The organism is Actinomycetota bacterium (assembly GCA_030776725.1).
Classification (GTDB): Bacteria; Actinomycetota; Nitriliruptoria; order Nitriliruptorales; family JAHWKO01; genus JAHWKW01.
The window spans coordinates 1-15,542 of sequence record JALYHG010000177.1 but is presented as its reverse complement, the minus strand read 5'-3'; the positions used below and the strand labels follow the sequence as shown (position 1 = coordinate 15,542).

Genomic DNA, 15,542 nt, shown 5'->3' with positions numbered 1-15,542 from the left:
ACTCGTCGCTGGCGGTGGCGATCGGGTACTACGAGGTGACCCGCATCTCGTTCATCGCCACCAGTCAGGGCTTCCCCGCCCCGCAGGTGTTCGCGTTCCTGATGGCCGTGTACCTGGCGTTCTCCCTCTCGATCTCCGCTGTGTCCAACTTCATCAACCGCCGTCTGATGCTCCCGACCCGCTGATGGCCGACCAGCCCGGCACCAACCAACGTGCGCGACCGAACGCGCCGACACCGTCCGAGGAACAGGGCATCGTCCGGGCGGTCGCCGAGACCCACGAGGGCATAGCCGTCGGGCCACAGGAGGAGCCACGACCTCCGCTGCGGGAGGTCGGCGCACGCGAGTGGGTCGGTCAGAACCTGTTCGCCAGCACCGGGCAGACGGCGCTGACCGTGGTGTTCGGGCTGCTGCTGACGTGGGTGGCGTACAAGACGATCCGCTTCGTGTTCATCACCGGACGGTGGCAGGTCATCGAGGTCAACCTCACCACGTTCATGCTGGGGCGGTTCCCGCGGGCCGAGCTGTGGCGGCCGGTCGCCACCGCCTTGGGTCTGGCGACGTTCCTCCCGCTGTGGCTCGGTCGGACCGCGCGCACCGTCCAGGAACTGGCGGTCGGCGATGTGCAACGCGACTGGCGGGTGACGTGGAGCCGGGCGTGGCCGTTCCTGGTGTTGGCCGGTGGCGTGCTCAGCTTCACGCGGACGATCACGCCGACGCTGCTAGTGGCGGCCGCGGTGAGTGTCGGGGTCGTGGCGTACTGGACCGGTGGCCGGCTCGCGGTCCGCACCGGTGGGCTGGTCGATATCGTCGCCCTCGCGGGGATCGTCGCGTCGTTCTACGTCCCGCTGTTCACGGGCGGGTTCGGGTGGTCCAACTGGGGCGGTGTGCTGATGACCCTGTTCGCCGCCGCGGTGGGGATCGGGGTGTCGTTCCCGATCGGGATCGCCTTGGCGCTGGGTCGCCGGTCCGACCTGCCGGGGATCCGGGCGCTGTGCGTGGTCTACATCGAGCTGATCCGTGGAGTCCCGCTGATCACCCTGCTCCTGATGGCGTCGTTCGTGGTCGGTTTCCTGGTGCCGCCAGGTGCCGGACGGCCCAGCGTCGTCGCCCGCGCACTGGTGGTGCTGGTGGCGTTCACGGCCGCGTACGTGGCCGAGATCGTCCGCGGAGGGCTGCAGTCGGTCCCCAAGGGACAGGTTGAGGCGGCGCAGGCGATCGGCCTGTCACCGTGGAAGGTCACCCGCCGGGTGGTGCTCCCGCAGGCGCTGCGCAACGTGATCCCGGCGCTCGTCGGGCAGTTCATCAGCCTGTTCAAGGACACGTCGCTGCTGGCGATCATCGGCATACTGGAGCTGTTACGGGTCGCTCAGGTCGTGACCGACCAACCGGCCTTCCGGGCGCAGGGCCTGCAGGCGGAGACGCTGGCCTTCGCCGCCTTCATCTACTGGGTGTTCGCCTACGCGATGTCCAAGGAGAGCCAACGGCTCGAGCGCCGGCTGGGACTCGGCGAGCGGTGACAGCGCGGCATCAGCCACCAACGTGTGACGAGGAGCGGATGTGAGCACGGACGCCTTGACCAGCGCAGCCACCCAGCCAGGTGGCACCGGACAACCCATGATCGTCATGGAGGACGTCGAGAAGTGGTTCGGCGATTTCCAGGCGCTCAAGGACATCGACCTGGTCGTCGGCCGCCAGGAGGTCGTGGTCGTCATCGGCCCCTCGGGCTCGGGTAAATCGACGCTGATCCGCTGCGTCAACCGCCTCGAGAAACACGACCGGGGTCGCATCGTAGTGGACGGGGTGGAACTGTCCGACGACATCCGCAACATCCAGGAGATCCGCCGCGACGTGGGGATGGTGTTCCAGTCGTTCAACCTCTTCCCGCACCTGACCGTGCTGGAGAACGTGACGCTGGCGCCCCGTCAGGTCCGTCGGAGGTCGAAGAAGGAAGCCGAGGAACGCGCCATGGAGATCCTCGAACGCGTCAAGATCCCCGAGCAGGCCAACAAGTACCCGGCGCAGCTGTCCGGTGGGCAGCAGCAGCGGGTGGCCATCGCTCGGGCGCTGGCCATGGAACCCAAGGTCATGTTGTTCGACGAGCCCACGTCCGCGTTGGATCCGGAGATGATCAAAGAGGTCCTCGACGCGATGATCGACCTCGCCCGGCAGGGGATGACCATGGTGGTCGTCACACACGAGATGGGCTTCGCCCGGGAGGTCGCCGACCGCATCGTGTTCATGGCCGAGGGTCAGATCGTCGAGGTCGGCACGCCCCGCCACTTCTTCGAGGACCCGCAGGAGGAACGCACCAAGCTGTTCATGTCGCAGATCCTGTAGCGGTGTCGCGTTCGGCGGGGGGTCGCCAGCGGCGTCGCCAGGCCCGCTCGGCATCGGCGAAGGCATCGAGGGATTCGATCACCCCCTGCACCTCCCCGAGCAGGTCCTCGAGCTCACCGGTGCTGGCGGCGACCTCCCGGGCGCCGGGGAGGGCGGCCTCCGCCTCGTCGAGGGCGGCGGAGCAAGAGTCCCACTCGTCGCCGAGTCCGGGCACGCCCCGCCACCGCGGCATCCAGGCACGAGCATCGCTGATCGCGGCGGCGACCGCGTCGAGGCCGACGTCGACCGGCGCGGGATCGACCCTCCCCGCGGGGAGGGTGGCCAGCAGGCGTCGACGGCCGCCCTCGATCACCTCCGCGCAGTCCACGAACGCCCACCAGGCCCCGTGCAGATCCTCGGGGAGCGCAGGACGTCGCGAGAACATGCACCGACCCTACCGACGACGACACCGCGGTTCGGGTCCGGTTCCGACCTGCTCGGGTCGGGTCGCTACCGGCACGCGCGGGACAGCGGCTCGGTCGTCGGCGGTGGCGTCGTGGTCGGCGTCTCACGAGTGGTGGCGGACTGCACGACCGGCGCCGGGGCTGCCGGCGCTGGCTCGGCATCCAGCAGGCTCCTGACGGCGGTACGGACCAGGGCCACGTCGGGGATCGGGTAGCCGTCCCGGTCGCGGCCGGCGACGAAGTCCGGTGGGGTGACGCTCAACAAGCGCACGTCGGCGGGATCGACCATCACGGCGAGGTCCACGACGTCGGAGAGGACGTCTCGAGGCAGGTCGGTGGTGATCGACGCGCGAGCGATCGCGGCCAGACGCGCGAACCTGCGCAAGACCGTGGGGGCGTCAGCCTGTTCCAGGAGCGCACCGAGGAAGCAGCGCTGGCGGTGCATGCGGCCGTAGTCGTCGCTGCCGCGGCGGGTGCGGACGTAGACCAGCGCCTGGCGGCCGTCGAGATGGTGGCGGCCGGGACGCAGGTCGATCGCGTCCCACTCGCCCTCGTGTGGCGAGTCGAGCTGATCGTAGATGCGTCGGTCGACGTGGACGGTGACGCCTCCCAGCGCGTCCACCACGTCGACGAACCCACGCAGATCCACCATCGCGTAGCGGTCGATGGGCAGCTGCAACAGCTCCTCGACGGCGCCGATGAGCACGGCCATACCCGGATCGTCGACGCCGTCGGGGACCAGATCGTCGCGGTCTCTGAAGTAGTCGAACAGACCGTTGATCGGCCCGGGGAAGCAACCGCACCGCCACGGGGCGCGTACCCAGCCAGGCAACGGCACGCGGACGAGGTTGCGCGGGACGCTGATCAGCCCGGCGCGGCCGGACGATGGCTCGATCGTTGCCACCATGATCGAGTCGGTCCGCAGGCTGCGGCGCAGGGGGCCAGCGTCACTGCCGAGCAGGAGGATGCTGAAGCGGTCTCTGCCCATGAGCGATGAGGGCTCGGCCCGCCCCGTCGACTCCGGACCGTCCGCGCCGACCGGTTCCGCGGCGTGGGCGGGTTCGGCCGCGACCGGGAAGACGTCGGTGAGTACGGCCCGCGCCTCGAGGCCGTAGTGGGCGACCGCGGCATGCGGCAGCACGTTGACCACGGCCAGAGCGACACCGGCCGCGCGGACGACGACGTGTTCGCCGGCGGTGGCCGGCAACAGGGGGACGGGCATGCGCAGCGGCCGGCGCGCGCACCGGAAGGCGTCGATGATCGCGTACGCCCGGAACGCCAACACCACGACGTTCCCGACGAGGACAGCGTCGAGGACCCCAGGGCGCGCCAGGAGCGAAGGGATGCCGACCACGTCACGGACCGGCAGTGCCAACACCGAGACGACCAGAGCCGCCCAAACGGCGACCAGTACCACGCCGCGGTGCCACCGCCCCACCCACAGCTGGCCGGCCCCGGGCAACAGTGTCGACAGCGCCGCCGCCTGAAGCCCCCGCCGAAGGCTGGGCCGCAGCAGCGGTCGGTCCCCGGTCCCCGTCCTCCCGCCTCCGGTTCGCCCGCGTGACAGCATGGCACGGCGCGGGGCGCACGTCGCGGAAGGCCGGGTTCCCGGCTTACAGTCGCCCGACCAGCGCCAACGGGTCGTCGACGACGGCGCTCGCACCCGCTCGCATCAGTTCCTGATCCCCGAACCCACCGGTGCGGACCGCGATCGTGCGCACGCCAACCCGGTACGCCGCTTCGGCGTCCCACGGGGAGTCGCCGACCAGGGTCGCCCGATCGGCGACGGCGTCCAGCTCTTCCAACGACGTCACGAGCATGTCCGGAGCGGGTTTGGACGCGTGGACGTCGTCGGCGTCCGTCGTGGGCAGGTCGGGTCGGCCCAGCACCTCCATCAGCGCGGTTCGGACGGCTTCGCCCGCAGAGGTGGCGATCAGGAAGGGGACGTCGCGGACCTGCAGATCCTCCAACAGCTCCCGCGCCCCGCGGGTCGGACGCAGATCGTCGGCCAGGTCGAGGAACCGGCTGCGGTGACCCTCCGAGATGGCCTCGGCCTCGTCGACGTGGCCACCGAGGACCCAGGTGACGAGCCTGAGGCTGCCCATGCCGATCCCGGCATGCAGTTGCCACAGCGGCACCCGGTGGCCGTGCTCGCGGAAGGCGGCGTCCCACGTCACGACGTGCTGGTAGACGGAGTCGATCAGTGTCCCGTCGAGGTCGAGCAGCACAGCAGGTTCGGTCACCACCACCTCCAACAGACGCACGGAACCGACCGCCGGTCGGCATGGCACGTCACTCAAGCAGGCCCACGTCAGCTCGGCACGCTGGCGTCCCCGCCCATCGGGGTCCCAGCGACCCGGCGTCGGGCAGGCGGTCGGCGACCGAGAACCTGCCACGTGTCCGCCCTGCGGCAGCGGCGTACGCTTGCCGGCGATGTCCTTCGGTCCACGTCGACTCGACGATCACCCGTTCCTCGCCGCGATGCGCTCGCGGGTGGTCGTCCTCGACGGCGCGATGGGGACCTCGATCCAGGAGCTGGGGCTGGACGCTGACGACTTCGGCGGCCCTGCGCTCGAGGGGTGCAACGAGGTGCTGGTCCGTACCCGCCCCGACGTGATCGAAGCCATCCACACGTCGTTCCTCGAGGTCGGCTGCGACGCGGTGGAGACCGACACGTTCGGCGGCGCCCCGTGGGTCCTGGACGAGTACGGCCTCGCCGACGACTGCGAGGATCTCAACCGGCTCGCGGCACAGATCGCGCGCCGAGCGTGCGCCCGGTACGCCACCACCGACAAGCGGCGCTGGGTGATCGGGTCGATCGGCCCAGGCACGCGCTCCCCCACCCTGTCGCTGGGGAAGGACCCCGCCACCACGAAGGACTTCATCGACCTGGCGACGATGGAGGACGGTTACCGCCGGCAGGTCCGTGGCCTGCTCGACGGCGGCGTTGACGTCCTGCTGGTCGAGACCTGCTTCGACCCACTACAGGCCAAAGCCGCGGTGGCTGCCTGTCACGACGTGTTCGACGAACGTGGCGCGCGCCTCCCGCTGATGGTGCAGTTCACGGTCGAGAAGGACATCAACACGATGCTGCTGGGGACCGAGCCGCTGGCGGCGGTCGCCGCGCTGGATCCCCTCCCGATCGACGTGCTCGGCATGAACTGCGCCACCGGCCCCGACGACATGCGCGAGCACGTGCGGACGTTGTCCCGCCACTCGCGCCTGCCGATCAGCGTCGTCCCCAACGCGGGGATCCCTCGGATGGAGGGTGGGCAGGCCGTCTACTCGTTGACGCCCGAGGCGCTCGCCGAGGCGCTGGACGAGTTCACCGCCGAGTACGGCGTCACGGTGGTCGGCGGCTGCTGCGGGACCACCCCCGACCACCTGCGGCGGGTGGTCGAGCGGCTCGCTGACCGGGACGCTGACAGCCCTACCGGCAACGGGAGCGGATCTCTGGGGCGGGCCGCCGCTGCTCGGGACGTGACGTTCGAGCCGTCGCTCGCGTCGCTGTACGCCGCCGTCCCGATCGAGCAGGAGACCTCGTTCCTGGTCGTCGGGGAGCGCCTCAACGCCAACGGCTCGAACGCCTTCCGCGAGCTGCTGCTGAGCGAGGACTGGGACGGCATCGTCCAGATGGCGCGGTCACAGACCCGCGAGGGCGCTCACGTCCTGGACCTGTGCGTCGACTACGTCGGCCGCGACGGCGTCCCGGACGTCGTCGCGGCGGTCAACCGCCTCGCCACGCAGTCGACCCTTCCGCTGGTGATCGACTCGACCGAGCCGGAGGTGATCGAGGCTGCGCTGACCCGCATCGGCGGGCGGGCCGTGATCAACTCCGTCAACCTCGAGGACGGCCGGGTCAAGGCCGACCGGCTGCTCCCGCTGGCGCGCCGGTACGGCGCCGCGGTGATCGTCCTCGCCATCGACGAGGAGGGCCAGGCGCGGACAGCCGACTGGAAGGTCGACGTCTGCAAGCGGGTCGCCGACATCGCGATCGGCGAGTACGGCCTCGAGCCGTCCGACCTGATCTTCGACACGCTGACGTTCCCGTTGGGATCGGGCCAGGAGGACCTGCGTCGGGACGGCATCGCGACCCTCGACGCGATCGAGCGCATCAAGGCGGAGCTACCCGGCTGCCACACGATCCTGGGCGTCTCGAACGTGTCGTTCGGCCTGTCGCCGGCGGCGCGTCAGGTGCTGAACTCGGTGTTCCTGCACCTGGCGATCGAACGCGGCCTGGACGCTGCGATCGTGCACCCGGGGAAGATCCTGCCCCTGCACCGCATCCCCGACGAGCAGGCGACGGTCGCCGAGGACCTGATCCTCGACCGTCGCCGGGCGAACGGCGACGCCGGCGCCTACGACCCGCTGCACCGGCTGATGCAGCTGTTCGAGGGCGCCTCCGAGACGCGAACCAGCCGCGAGGACCTCGCCGCGCTCCCGGTCGAGGAACGGTTGAAGCGGCGCATCATCGACGGTGAACGCGACGGCCTGGACGACGACCTGCGCGAGGCCCTCGGACGGTGGGAACCGCTGGAGATCATCAACCGGTTCCTCCTGGACGGCATGAAGGTCGTCGGCGACCTGTTCGGATCGGGGCAGATGCAGCTTCCGTTCGTGCTGCAGAGCGCGGAGGTGATGAAATCGGCCGTGGCCTGGCTCGAACCGCGCTTGGAGAAGGGCGAGGCGACCAACAAGGGCCGGGTGATCCTCGCGACCGTCAAGGGCGACGTGCACGACATCGGGAAGAACCTGGTCGACATCATCCTGCGCAACAACGGGTACGACACGGTCAACCTCGGCATCAAGCAGTCGATCGACGCGATCCTGGCCGCGGCGGAGGGCGGACACGCCGACGCGATCGGGATGTCGGGGCTGCTGGTGAAGTCCACGGTGGTGATGCGCGACAACCTCGAGGAGATGAACAAGCGGCAGGTCGCCGAGCGCTACCCGGTGCTGTTGGGCGGGGCAGCGCTGACCCGCAGCTACGTCGAGGATGAACTCCGCGAGCTGTACGACGGGCAGGTCTTCTACTGCCGTGACGCGTTCGAGGGCTTGGAGACCCTCGACGTGGTGATGGAGTCCAAGCGCGCAGGTGCCGCGCTGCCGTCTCAGCTGGTGGCCCCCGTGAAGAAGGACCACCTGCGCCGCCGCCCGCCCAAGGCCCAGGCACCGCCGCGGGTCGACGCCAAGGGCCGGCCCAGGTCCGAGGTCGCCGCGGACGTGGACATCCCGCAGCCGCCGTTCTGGGGTGAGAGGGTCGCGCGCGGCATCGCGATCGACGAGTTCTGGCCACTGGTGAACGAGATCGCGTTGTTCCGCAACCAGTGGGGCTTCACCCCGGGCGAGCGCAGTCCCGACGAGTACAAGCGGTTCCTGGAGGAGGAGGCGTGGCCGGTTCTCCGTGGCTGGGTGGCCCGCGCCAAGGCCGACAAGCTCCTGATCCCCGAGGTGGTGTACGGCTACTACCCCGCTAACGGTGACGGCAACGACGTGGTCGTGTGGGACCCCGACGCCCCGCTGGAGCGTGAGCTGGAACGGTTCACGTTCCCACGCCAGTCCCGCGGCCGGTTCCTGTGCCTGGCAGATTTCTTCCGCGACGTGGCCACGTCAGAACCGGACGTGATCGGCATCCAGGTGGTGACGGTGGGGCGGCGTATCAGCCAGGTCGCCGCCGAACTGTTCGCCGAGGACCGCTACCAGGAGTACCTGTTCGCGCACGGGTTCGGCGTTGAGATGGCCGAGGCGCTCGCGGAGTTCTGGCACGTCCGGGTGCGCCAGGAGCTGGGCATCGCTGGCGAGGATGCGGACACCAAACAGGGGCTCTTCCGCCAGGAGTACCGCGGGTCACGCTACTCGTTCGGGTACGCCGCGTGCCCGAACCTCGAGGACCAGGAGAAGCTGTTCCGGCTGGTGGATCCCACCCGCATCGGCGTCACGCTGACCGACGAGTACATGCTCGACCCGGAGCAGTCGACCTCTGCGATCGTCGTCCACCACCCGGAGGCGAAGTACTTCTCGGCACGGTGATCGCTGCAGCCTGGCAGCTACCCGTCGGCGCCCTCTTCCCACTCACGCCAGCGGGCGCCCTCGACCAGGTCGGGATCGGGCCTGTCGGTGTCGACAGCATCCAACGACGCTGGGTCGTCGACCGCCTCGATCAGTCCCAGGGTGTCCTCGTCCCCGTCGCCGGCGCCGTCGAAGCACAGCAGCGCGATCCGGGTCCAGATGTCGCTCGCGACGGCAGGCTCGGACCGTTCACCGATGTCCCACAGCACCGCGACCGGCTCGTCGTCGAGGAGGCCGCGGGTCAGGATCGCGTGTGGCCGCTGGTCCCACAGCACGTCGCAGGCGCGGATGAAGCCCGCGACGTCATCGCCTAGGCCCGGCAGTTCGGCGTCGTCGGAGAGGAGGTCGACGACCCGGTCGGCGTCGTGGGCGTTGTACGCCTCGACGAAAGCGTCGATCAGGTCTTCGAGACGGCCGTACCGGGCCAGGTGCTCCCCGTCGGAGTCGCTGTCGTCGATCCTGGTGGGGTCCGTCTCGACGTGCAGCGCCTGACGGTCGACAGGGTCGAGGTCGATCCTGTTCGCGACGTCCGCGAGCGTGTCGAGGTCTTGCCCTGCGGCGGTCTGCCGGTTGGCCACATCCGCCTCCCCGCCCTGTCATGCCCATGGTGGACGGTGCGGCGCCGAACCGCAAGAGGCGGACCGGCCAGCCTCTAAGACGAGTCGGGAGGTTGGGTCTCCGCCACCGGCGGCTGCACGGTTTCCGCCGGCAGGTCCTGCGACCGGTTGGTCACCACCCACGCGAGTTGGGCGGCGAACACGATCAGCATCAGCAGCAGGAGGAGCATCCCGGTGTCCAGCCCGGCGACCGACGGGCCGGTCGGCTCGTCGGCGGGCTCTGGTGGCGGATGTCCGGTCGTACGATCCTGCACCGTCATGGGCGTCTCCTGGGGCGTCTCCTGAGGGCCGTTCACCCTGGTCATCGACACGGGCGGGCAACGGGAGTACGTCCACTCGGACAGGGAGGCGTCGGTCGTTCCCACCGCGATAGCCTCACCCCTTCCGTTGTCGTGAAGGAGTTCGGTGCCGCGGATCGTGGACATGCTGGCGCGCGGGCGGACGTTCTCGTTCGAGTTCTTCCCGCCGAAGACTGATGAGGGTGAGCGCAACCTGCGCGCTGCCCTCGAAGAGCTCGAGCCGCTGCGCCCGTCGTTCGTGTCGGTCACCTACGGGGCGGGAGGATCGACCCGCGACCGCACCCACCGCATCGTGGTGGACATCCTCGAGCACACCTCGATGACGCCGATGGCGCACCTGACGACGGTGGCGCACACCCGCGCCGAGCTCACCGACATCCTGCGCAGCTACCGCGACGCGAACGTCGAGAACATCCTCGCCCTGCGCGGCGACCCTCCGCGCAACGTCGACCCTGATGACGTTCCCCCCAGCGAACTGCTCCACGCGGTCGACCTGGTCCGACTGGCGCGTGACGTCGGGGAGTTCTCGGTGGGAGTGGCCGCCCATCCCGAGGGGCACCCCGAGTCGCACGGCGACCTCGACAGCGACCGCCGGTACCTCGCAGCGAAGCTGCGGGAGGCCGACTTCGGCATCACCCAGTTCTTCTTCCGCGCCGACGACTACCTGGCGATGCTCGACGATCTGCACCGTCTGGGCATGGACAGACCGGTGATCCCCGGGATCATGCCGGTGACCAACGTCGGTCAAGTCCAGCGGTTCGCCGAGCTGTCCGGAGCCGAGTTCCCCGCCGACCTCGCCGCACGGCTCCACGCGGTTGCCGACGACCCCGACCAGGTGCGTCGGATCGGGGTCGAGGTGGCCACCGAGATGTGCGACGAGCTGCTGGCGGCCGGGGCGCCGGGCTTGCACTTCTACACGCTCAACCGTTCGACCGCGACGCGGGAGATCTACGCCAACCTGGGCCTCCCCGCCGTGTCCTGACGCCTGCTGGGTCCACCGCCCGACGGAAGCCCGAATAACGCACATCTGACGGCAGCGAGACAACCCGGAACCATCACGCCTACGATCCGCGTCACACGCGGCGTCCTGCGGGGAGGCAGGAGGTGAACCCGCCCCGGCCACGCTTCACCGAGGAGTTCCTGGTCGCGGTCCTCGACGCCCTCGACGAGGGCGTGATCGCCTTCGACTCCCTCGGTCGGCTGATCGCGGCCAACCCCAGTGCGGTGCGCATGCTGGACATGGACCTCGCGGCGATGCGGGGACGGCCGGTGACCGATCTCACCCACACCCCGTTGCGTGCCGACGGGACCGCCATGCCCGCCCACGAGCATCCTGTCGCGCGCACGCTCAGAAGCGGCGTCGAGGTGACCGGGATGGTGATGGGGCTGCGTCCGCCGATCGGCGATCCCCGGTGGCTGTCGGCGAACACCCGCCTGATGCCGGCCACCGAGGAGAGTCCCCAACGCGGCCTCGTCCTGTCGTTCACCGACGTCACCGACCGTCTCAACGCTGAGGCGGCGCTGCGGTGGCGGGCCGAGTTCGACGATCTGGTCACCCGGCTGTCCGGGCAGTTCCTGTCCACCCGACCCGAGCAGACCGCGACCGAGATCGACCGTGCCCTGGCCGAGATCGGGGAGTTCGCGCGGGTCGATCGCTGCTACCTCTTCCTCGTCGACGAGGACAACGAGGCGGTCACCAACGTCCACGAGTGGACGGCCCCGGGGATCAGCAGCCGCAAGGACGGCCGGCAGCGGATGCCGCGCGAGACGCTGCCGTGGCTGATGCGGAAGCTCGAGCGGCACGAGGCGATCCACATCCCGGACGTAACGGACCTGCCATCCGAGGCGGTGGCAGAACGGGCGGAGCTGGCGCGACACGCGGTGCGGTCGATGGCGGTCGTGCCGATGGTGCGACGGGGACGGCTGATCGGGTTCGTGGGGTTCGACGCGGTCCGTGACGCGAAGTTGTGGAGCCCTGACGCGATCGCCTTGCTGCGGCTGGTCGCGGAGATCCTCACCAACGCCCTGGAGCGGCGCGTCGCACAGCGGGCGCTGTCGCGCGCTGCCGACCAGCTGCGTCGCCACGCCGCCGAGTTGGCGCGCGCCAACGATCAGCTGCGTCACGCCGACACCGTGAAGACCGACTTCCTGTCGATGACCTCCCACGAGCTGCGGACGCCGCTCGCGAGCATCCTCGGCTACAGCGAGATGCTCGTGGGCGACTGGTCCACGCTCGACGAGCGGACGCGGCGCACCGCGATCGAGGCGATCGACCGCCACGGGCGGCGCCTGTACCGGCTGGTCGACGACCTACTGATCGAGTCGAGGATCGCCAGCCGCACGTTGCAGCCGAGTTCCCAAACGGCATCGGTGGCCCAGGTGGTCCACGAGGCCCTCGATCAGGTGCCGACGCCGGCGGACGTCCACGTTGAGATCCCCGCCCACATCACGGTCCGCGTCGACCGGGAGCACGCCTGCCGCATGGTGGCGCAGCTGGTTTCGAACGCCGTCACGTACGGCGCCCCGCCGATCACCGTCGACGCCCGCTGGGTGGACGGGATCGTCGAGCTGCGGGTCGGCGACGAGGGTGCGGGCGTCCCCGACGAGTTCATCCCGCAACTGTTCGAGCCGTTCGCACAGGCCAGCACCGGCATCCAACGTGAGGCGTCAGGCGTCGGGCTGGGTCTGGCGATCGTGCGTGGGCTCGCGGAACTGAACAGCGGGACGGCCCGGTACGAGCCACCAGGCAGTCGGCCACAGGTTGCCGGCCGGCAGCCGTCCGGCGGTTGCTTCGTGGTCGTGCTGCCGGGCGGCTAGCCAGCCGCCGTGTCCACGAACGCAACCCCCGGAGCGGACCTGCCTCGGGCGACTCCGGGCTACTGAGTACCGCCCCCGCCTTCACCGCCGCCACCGCCGTCGTTGACGTTGACGTCGACCTGCTCGGGGACGTCGAGCTCGGTGTCGCCGGTCTCGCCGCCGCCGCCGCCGAACACGGTCCCGAACAGGAACCACGCGACCAGCACCAAGACGATGATGCCGACGATCACCGCGATGATCGCACCGGGGCCACCACCGCCGCCACCCTGGGTGACGATCACTTCACGCTCGCGTTCTGGTGGTCGTCCTTGCCGGTCTGCCATGTTCTCCTCCTAACCAGGGACACCGCATCCATGGTCGCTCACGATCCGTGCGGCGCGATGAACGAACGGTCAGAGACCACGCATAGCATGCGACCGCGTCCCGCCGTCCCCCGTCCGTGTGGCGCCCGGCTCCCCCTGAAGGCTCCCCCGCCGGTCCTACCGCCCGCGCGGCACCGGAGTTACGCTAGGTGGAGCACGGTAGGGGAGGGTCAGATGAAGGTTGCCGACGCGATGACGCCCGTCGTGCTGATGGTCGGCCCGGAGCACACCCTGCGCCAGACGTCGGAGATGATGATGGAGCGCAAAGTCGGCTCGGCGGTCATCCTCGACCCCGACGGAGCCGGCCCCGGCATCATCACCGAGCGCGACATCCTGCGGTCGCTGGCGGACGGTCAGGATCCCGATGAGGAGGTCGTGGACGACCACCTGACGGACAGCGCCACGGTCTGCGGGCCGGAGACCGCGCTGGAGGATGCAGCCTCGATCATGATGCGGGGCGGCTTCCGCCACGTCATCGTCTCGAATGCGACCGGCGTGGTCGGCGTGCTGTCGATGCGCGACATCGTGCGTTCCTGGCTGACGGAGCACAGCCCGGCCATCTAGTGTCCGGGTCAGACCGCTTCGCTACTTGAGTGACCTGAATCTGGGTCACGACCGCTTCGCTACTTGAGTGACCTGAGTCCGGGCCACGACCGCTTCCGTCCTACTCGCGCGCGTGCGCTCGCAGGTCCCGCAGTCGCCGCCCCAGTGCCAGCGCGGCGTCGAGCTGGCTGGCCTGCCCGGCGGGGAGGTGCTTCTGCGCGAAGGTCCGCGCCCCGTCGACGTACCACGTCCAACGCTGTTCGTCTGCCACGCCGGGGGTGGAGGTGGTCGGGGCGTGCACGAACGGTCGGCAGTCCACGATGCGGATCTCGGCACCGGCACGCCTGACCCGCTCGCAGATGTCGGCGTCCTCCCAGTACAGGAAGTAGTCCTCGTCGAAGCCGCCGACGTGCTCGAAGCAGTCCGCGGTGATCACCATCACCCCGCCCAGCACATGACCCTCGACGCGTAGAGCGTCCTCCAGGTGGGTCGTGTGACGCACCCCGCGACTGAGCAGGCGCTTGATCAGCATCCGGGTGCGGCGCACCTGCCAGCCGCTCGTGAACCACAGGGCCCGCATCGTGGCGTTCGGTCCCAACGCCGAGTGAACGACGTGACCCTCGCTGTCTCGGACGGGACCCGACGCCACACCCACCTTCGGGAGGTTGGTGAGCGTGGCGGCGATCTCGCTCAGAGATCGGCCGTCGAGGCGGATGTCGGGGTTGAGGAAGGCCAGGTGGCGGACCCCGAGTTGCAGGAGCCTGGCCGCCCCGACGTTGGCGGCGGCGCCGTACCCGCGGTTGTCACCGAGGCGGATCAGCTCGACGTGGTCGGGGACCGACGGGGGACCTGACGGTGAGTCGTTGTCGACCACGACGACGGGGACGTCGGGCTCGTGGGCGGCGAGAGATGCTAGCAGGGCAGGCAGCACCGCGTGCGACTCGTAGGCGACGACGACCGCACCGATCGTCGGCGCGCGCGACGCTGGGGGCATGGCCGCGACGGTAGCGCGACGACACACGGCGCGGGGTCCCCGCGCCGTGTGTCGGGTTCAGCGGAGCTCAGCTGTGGGCGGCGGTGTCCTTCTCCCTGCGCCGCCGTGCCGCGGTCAGGGACAGTCCACCGAGGACCATGACGCCCAGGGCGACCAGCAGGCCGTTGGTCACGCCCGTGCCGGTGGTGGGCAGCAGCCCCGCTGCGGGGCGCGCCACGATCGTGAACTGTGCGGCTGCGACCCGGAGGAACCGGCCGGAGACGTCCGTGCCGGTGAACGTGATGGTGGCACCACCAGGAGCCGCGTCAGCGGGGATGTCGATCGTGGCGGTGGCGACGCCTTGGGGGTTGGCCGTCACCGTCCTCGTCCGGGTGAAGTTGGTGCCGGCCACCTCCACCGCGACGGCCGAGCCGGGCGCGAAGCCGGCGGCCGAACAGGTGATCGTCCCCCCGACCACGACGGTGCCGGTCGGGCACGTGGCCGCCGCCCCCGCCGGGTACGGCGCTTGCGCCAACGCTGCGCCCGGTAGGACCAGTAGCAGTGCGAGAGCGGTTACGAAGATGCCCCAGATACGTCGCATGTCTGTCCCCTACAGATGGTGCCCCACGCGGTCGGGACCACTCTACACATCAGCAGTCACAGGAATCCAGTCCATCGTTCACCGCAACGACCCGGCCGTTAGTCGGTGCTGGCTCCCGGCGGGTGTCCGAGGTGGCTCTCGCCTCCGCCGGAACGGTCGAACAGCGCCGAGTGGTCGGTGGCACGGTCGTCGTCGGGCTGTCGCCGCCGAGGCTCGCCGCCGTCCCGTCCGGGCAGTCCAGCCGGACCGTTGGCGTCGTTCGCGTGCCAGGCGGGGCCTGGCGGCTGGCCGTTCCCAGCGGGCGGCTTGGCCGCAGCCTCACCAGGCCCCGCCGGCCGGTCGACGCCGTGGCGGGAATCCGCAGCCCCCGCCACACCGGCGGACTGACCTGGCTCCGGCGCTTGGGGCGACCGGCTTGCCCAGTCGAGACGTCGAGCCGCCGCCGAGGTCTGGGCCTCGTCGCCGCGACGCCCCACCAC

16 protein-coding genes are annotated in these 15,542 nt (G+C 70.1%); 7 read left to right on the top strand and 9 right to left on the bottom strand.

The window, feature by feature from the left end; translation table 11 throughout:
- From M3N57_08310 to M3N57_08300, 3 genes are all read left to right on the top strand, one after another.
- A partial coding sequence (locus tag M3N57_08310) for an amino acid ABC transporter permease (GenBank protein MDP9022685.1) occupies positions 1-185 on the top strand: 185 nt, incomplete at its 5' end.
- Complete coding sequence (locus tag M3N57_08305; protein MDP9022684.1) at positions 185-1,519, top strand: amino acid ABC transporter permease; 1,335 nt, start codon at positions 185-187, stop codon at positions 1,517-1,519. The genes M3N57_08310 and M3N57_08305, both read left to right, overlap by 1 nt.
- Positions 1,520-1,616: 97 nt before the next feature.
- Positions 1,617-2,339 carry an amino acid ABC transporter ATP-binding protein gene (locus M3N57_08300; protein ID MDP9022683.1) on the top strand — a complete coding sequence of 241 codons (723 nt, stop codon included), beginning with the start codon at positions 1,617-1,619 and terminating at the stop codon, positions 2,337-2,339.
- Here M3N57_08300 and M3N57_08295 read toward each other — a convergent pair.
- From M3N57_08295 to M3N57_08285, 3 genes are all read right to left on the bottom strand, one after another.
- Positions 2,320-2,763, bottom strand: coding sequence for a hypothetical protein (locus tag M3N57_08295; protein ID MDP9022682.1), 444 nt, complete (start codon positions 2,761-2,763; stop codon positions 2,320-2,322). The two genes, M3N57_08300 and M3N57_08295, sit on opposite strands and share 20 nt — an antisense overlap.
- Positions 2,764-2,828: 65 nt before the next feature.
- Positions 2,829-4,244, bottom strand: coding sequence for an LCP family protein (locus M3N57_08290; GenBank protein MDP9022681.1), 1,416 nt, complete (start codon positions 4,242-4,244; stop codon positions 2,829-2,831).
- Positions 4,245-4,395: 151 nt separating this feature from the next.
- Entirely contained in the window at positions 4,396-5,046 is a 651-nt protein-coding gene (locus tag M3N57_08285; GenBank protein MDP9022680.1) for an HAD family hydrolase, read from the bottom strand.
- 169 nt (positions 5,047-5,215) lie between these two features.
- Here M3N57_08285 and metH point away from each other — a divergent pair, with 169 nt between their 5' ends.
- On the top strand, positions 5,216-8,812 hold the full coding sequence (metH, locus tag M3N57_08280; protein ID MDP9022679.1) for a methionine synthase: 3,597 nt from the start codon (positions 5,216-5,218) through the stop codon (positions 8,810-8,812).
- Between the two features lie 17 nt (positions 8,813-8,829).
- Here metH and M3N57_08275 read toward each other — a convergent pair whose 3' ends face one another.
- Both M3N57_08275 and M3N57_08270 read right to left on the bottom strand, forming a co-directional pair.
- Positions 8,830-9,429, bottom strand: a complete 600-nt coding sequence (locus M3N57_08275; protein MDP9022678.1) for a hypothetical protein — start codon at positions 9,427-9,429, stop codon at positions 8,830-8,832.
- A gap of 74 nt (positions 9,430-9,503) precedes the next feature.
- Entirely contained in the window at positions 9,504-9,728 is a 225-nt protein-coding gene (locus M3N57_08270; protein ID MDP9022677.1) for a hypothetical protein, read from the bottom strand.
- A gap of 163 nt (positions 9,729-9,891) precedes the next feature.
- Between M3N57_08270 and metF the strand changes: the two genes are divergently transcribed.
- Positions 9,892-10,749, top strand: coding sequence for a methylenetetrahydrofolate reductase [NAD(P)H] (gene metF, locus M3N57_08265; GenBank protein MDP9022676.1), 858 nt, complete (start codon positions 9,892-9,894; stop codon positions 10,747-10,749).
- 122 nt (positions 10,750-10,871) lie between these two features.
- On the top strand, positions 10,872-12,584 hold the full coding sequence (locus tag M3N57_08260; protein ID MDP9022675.1) for an ATP-binding protein: 1,713 nt from the start codon (positions 10,872-10,874) through the stop codon (positions 12,582-12,584).
- 59 nt (positions 12,585-12,643) lie between these two features.
- On the opposite strand, the gene M3N57_08255 is transcribed toward M3N57_08260, so the two are convergent.
- Positions 12,644-12,907: a hypothetical protein gene (locus tag M3N57_08255; protein MDP9022674.1), complete on the bottom strand. Its 264-nt coding sequence runs from the start codon at positions 12,905-12,907 to the stop codon at positions 12,644-12,646.
- Between the two features lie 213 nt (positions 12,908-13,120).
- Between M3N57_08255 and M3N57_08250 the strand changes: the two genes are divergently transcribed.
- Positions 13,121-13,510 carry a CBS domain-containing protein gene (locus M3N57_08250; protein MDP9022673.1) on the top strand — a complete coding sequence of 130 codons (390 nt, stop codon included), beginning with the start codon at positions 13,121-13,123 and terminating at the stop codon, positions 13,508-13,510.
- 100 nt (positions 13,511-13,610) lie between these two features.
- Here M3N57_08250 and M3N57_08245 read toward each other — a convergent pair whose 3' ends face one another.
- The 3 genes from M3N57_08245 to M3N57_08235 all read right to left on the bottom strand — a co-directional run.
- Positions 13,611-14,483 (bottom strand): glycosyltransferase, encoded by an 873-nt coding sequence (locus M3N57_08245; GenBank protein ID MDP9022672.1) that lies wholly within the window; start codon positions 14,481-14,483, stop codon positions 13,611-13,613.
- A 67-nt stretch (positions 14,484-14,550) separates the two neighbouring features.
- A complete protein-coding gene (locus tag M3N57_08240; protein ID MDP9022671.1) occupies positions 14,551-15,063 on the bottom strand; it encodes an LPXTG cell wall anchor domain-containing protein in 513 nt (170 codons plus the stop codon).
- Between the two features lie 98 nt (positions 15,064-15,161).
- Positions 15,162-15,542: hypothetical protein (locus M3N57_08235; protein MDP9022670.1), on the bottom strand; the 381-nt coding region annotated here is incomplete at its 5' end.

Excerpts from the sequence above, each read along its gene's own strand:
- M3N57_08245 (MDP9022672.1), bottom strand. The coding sequence starts at position 14,483 with ATGCCCCCAGCGTCGCGCGCGCCGACGATCGGTGCGGTCGTCGTCGCC.
- metF (MDP9022676.1), top strand. The coding sequence starts at position 9,892 with ATGCTGGCGCGCGGGCGGACGTTCTCGTTCGAGTTCTTCCCGCCGAAG.
- metH (MDP9022679.1), top strand. The coding sequence starts at position 5,216 with ATGTCCTTCGGTCCACGTCGACTCGACGATCACCCGTTCCTCGCCGCG.
- M3N57_08305 (MDP9022684.1), top strand. The coding sequence starts at position 185 with ATGGCCGACCAGCCCGGCACCAACCAACGTGCGCGACCGAACGCGCCG.
- M3N57_08270 (MDP9022677.1), bottom strand. The coding sequence starts at position 9,728 with ATGACGGTGCAGGATCGTACGACCGGACATCCGCCACCAGAGCCCGCC.
- M3N57_08300 (MDP9022683.1), top strand. The coding sequence starts at position 1,617 with ATGATCGTCATGGAGGACGTCGAGAAGTGGTTCGGCGATTTCCAGGCG.
- M3N57_08250 (MDP9022673.1), top strand. The coding sequence starts at position 13,121 with ATGAAGGTTGCCGACGCGATGACGCCCGTCGTGCTGATGGTCGGCCCG.
- M3N57_08240 (MDP9022671.1), bottom strand. The coding sequence starts at position 15,063 with ATGCGACGTATCTGGGGCATCTTCGTAACCGCTCTCGCACTGCTACTG.
- M3N57_08295 (MDP9022682.1), bottom strand. The coding sequence starts at position 2,763 with ATGTTCTCGCGACGTCCTGCGCTCCCCGAGGATCTGCACGGGGCCTGG.
- M3N57_08255 (MDP9022674.1), bottom strand. The coding sequence starts at position 12,907 with ATGGCAGACCGGCAAGGACGACCACCAGAACGCGAGCGTGAAGTGATC.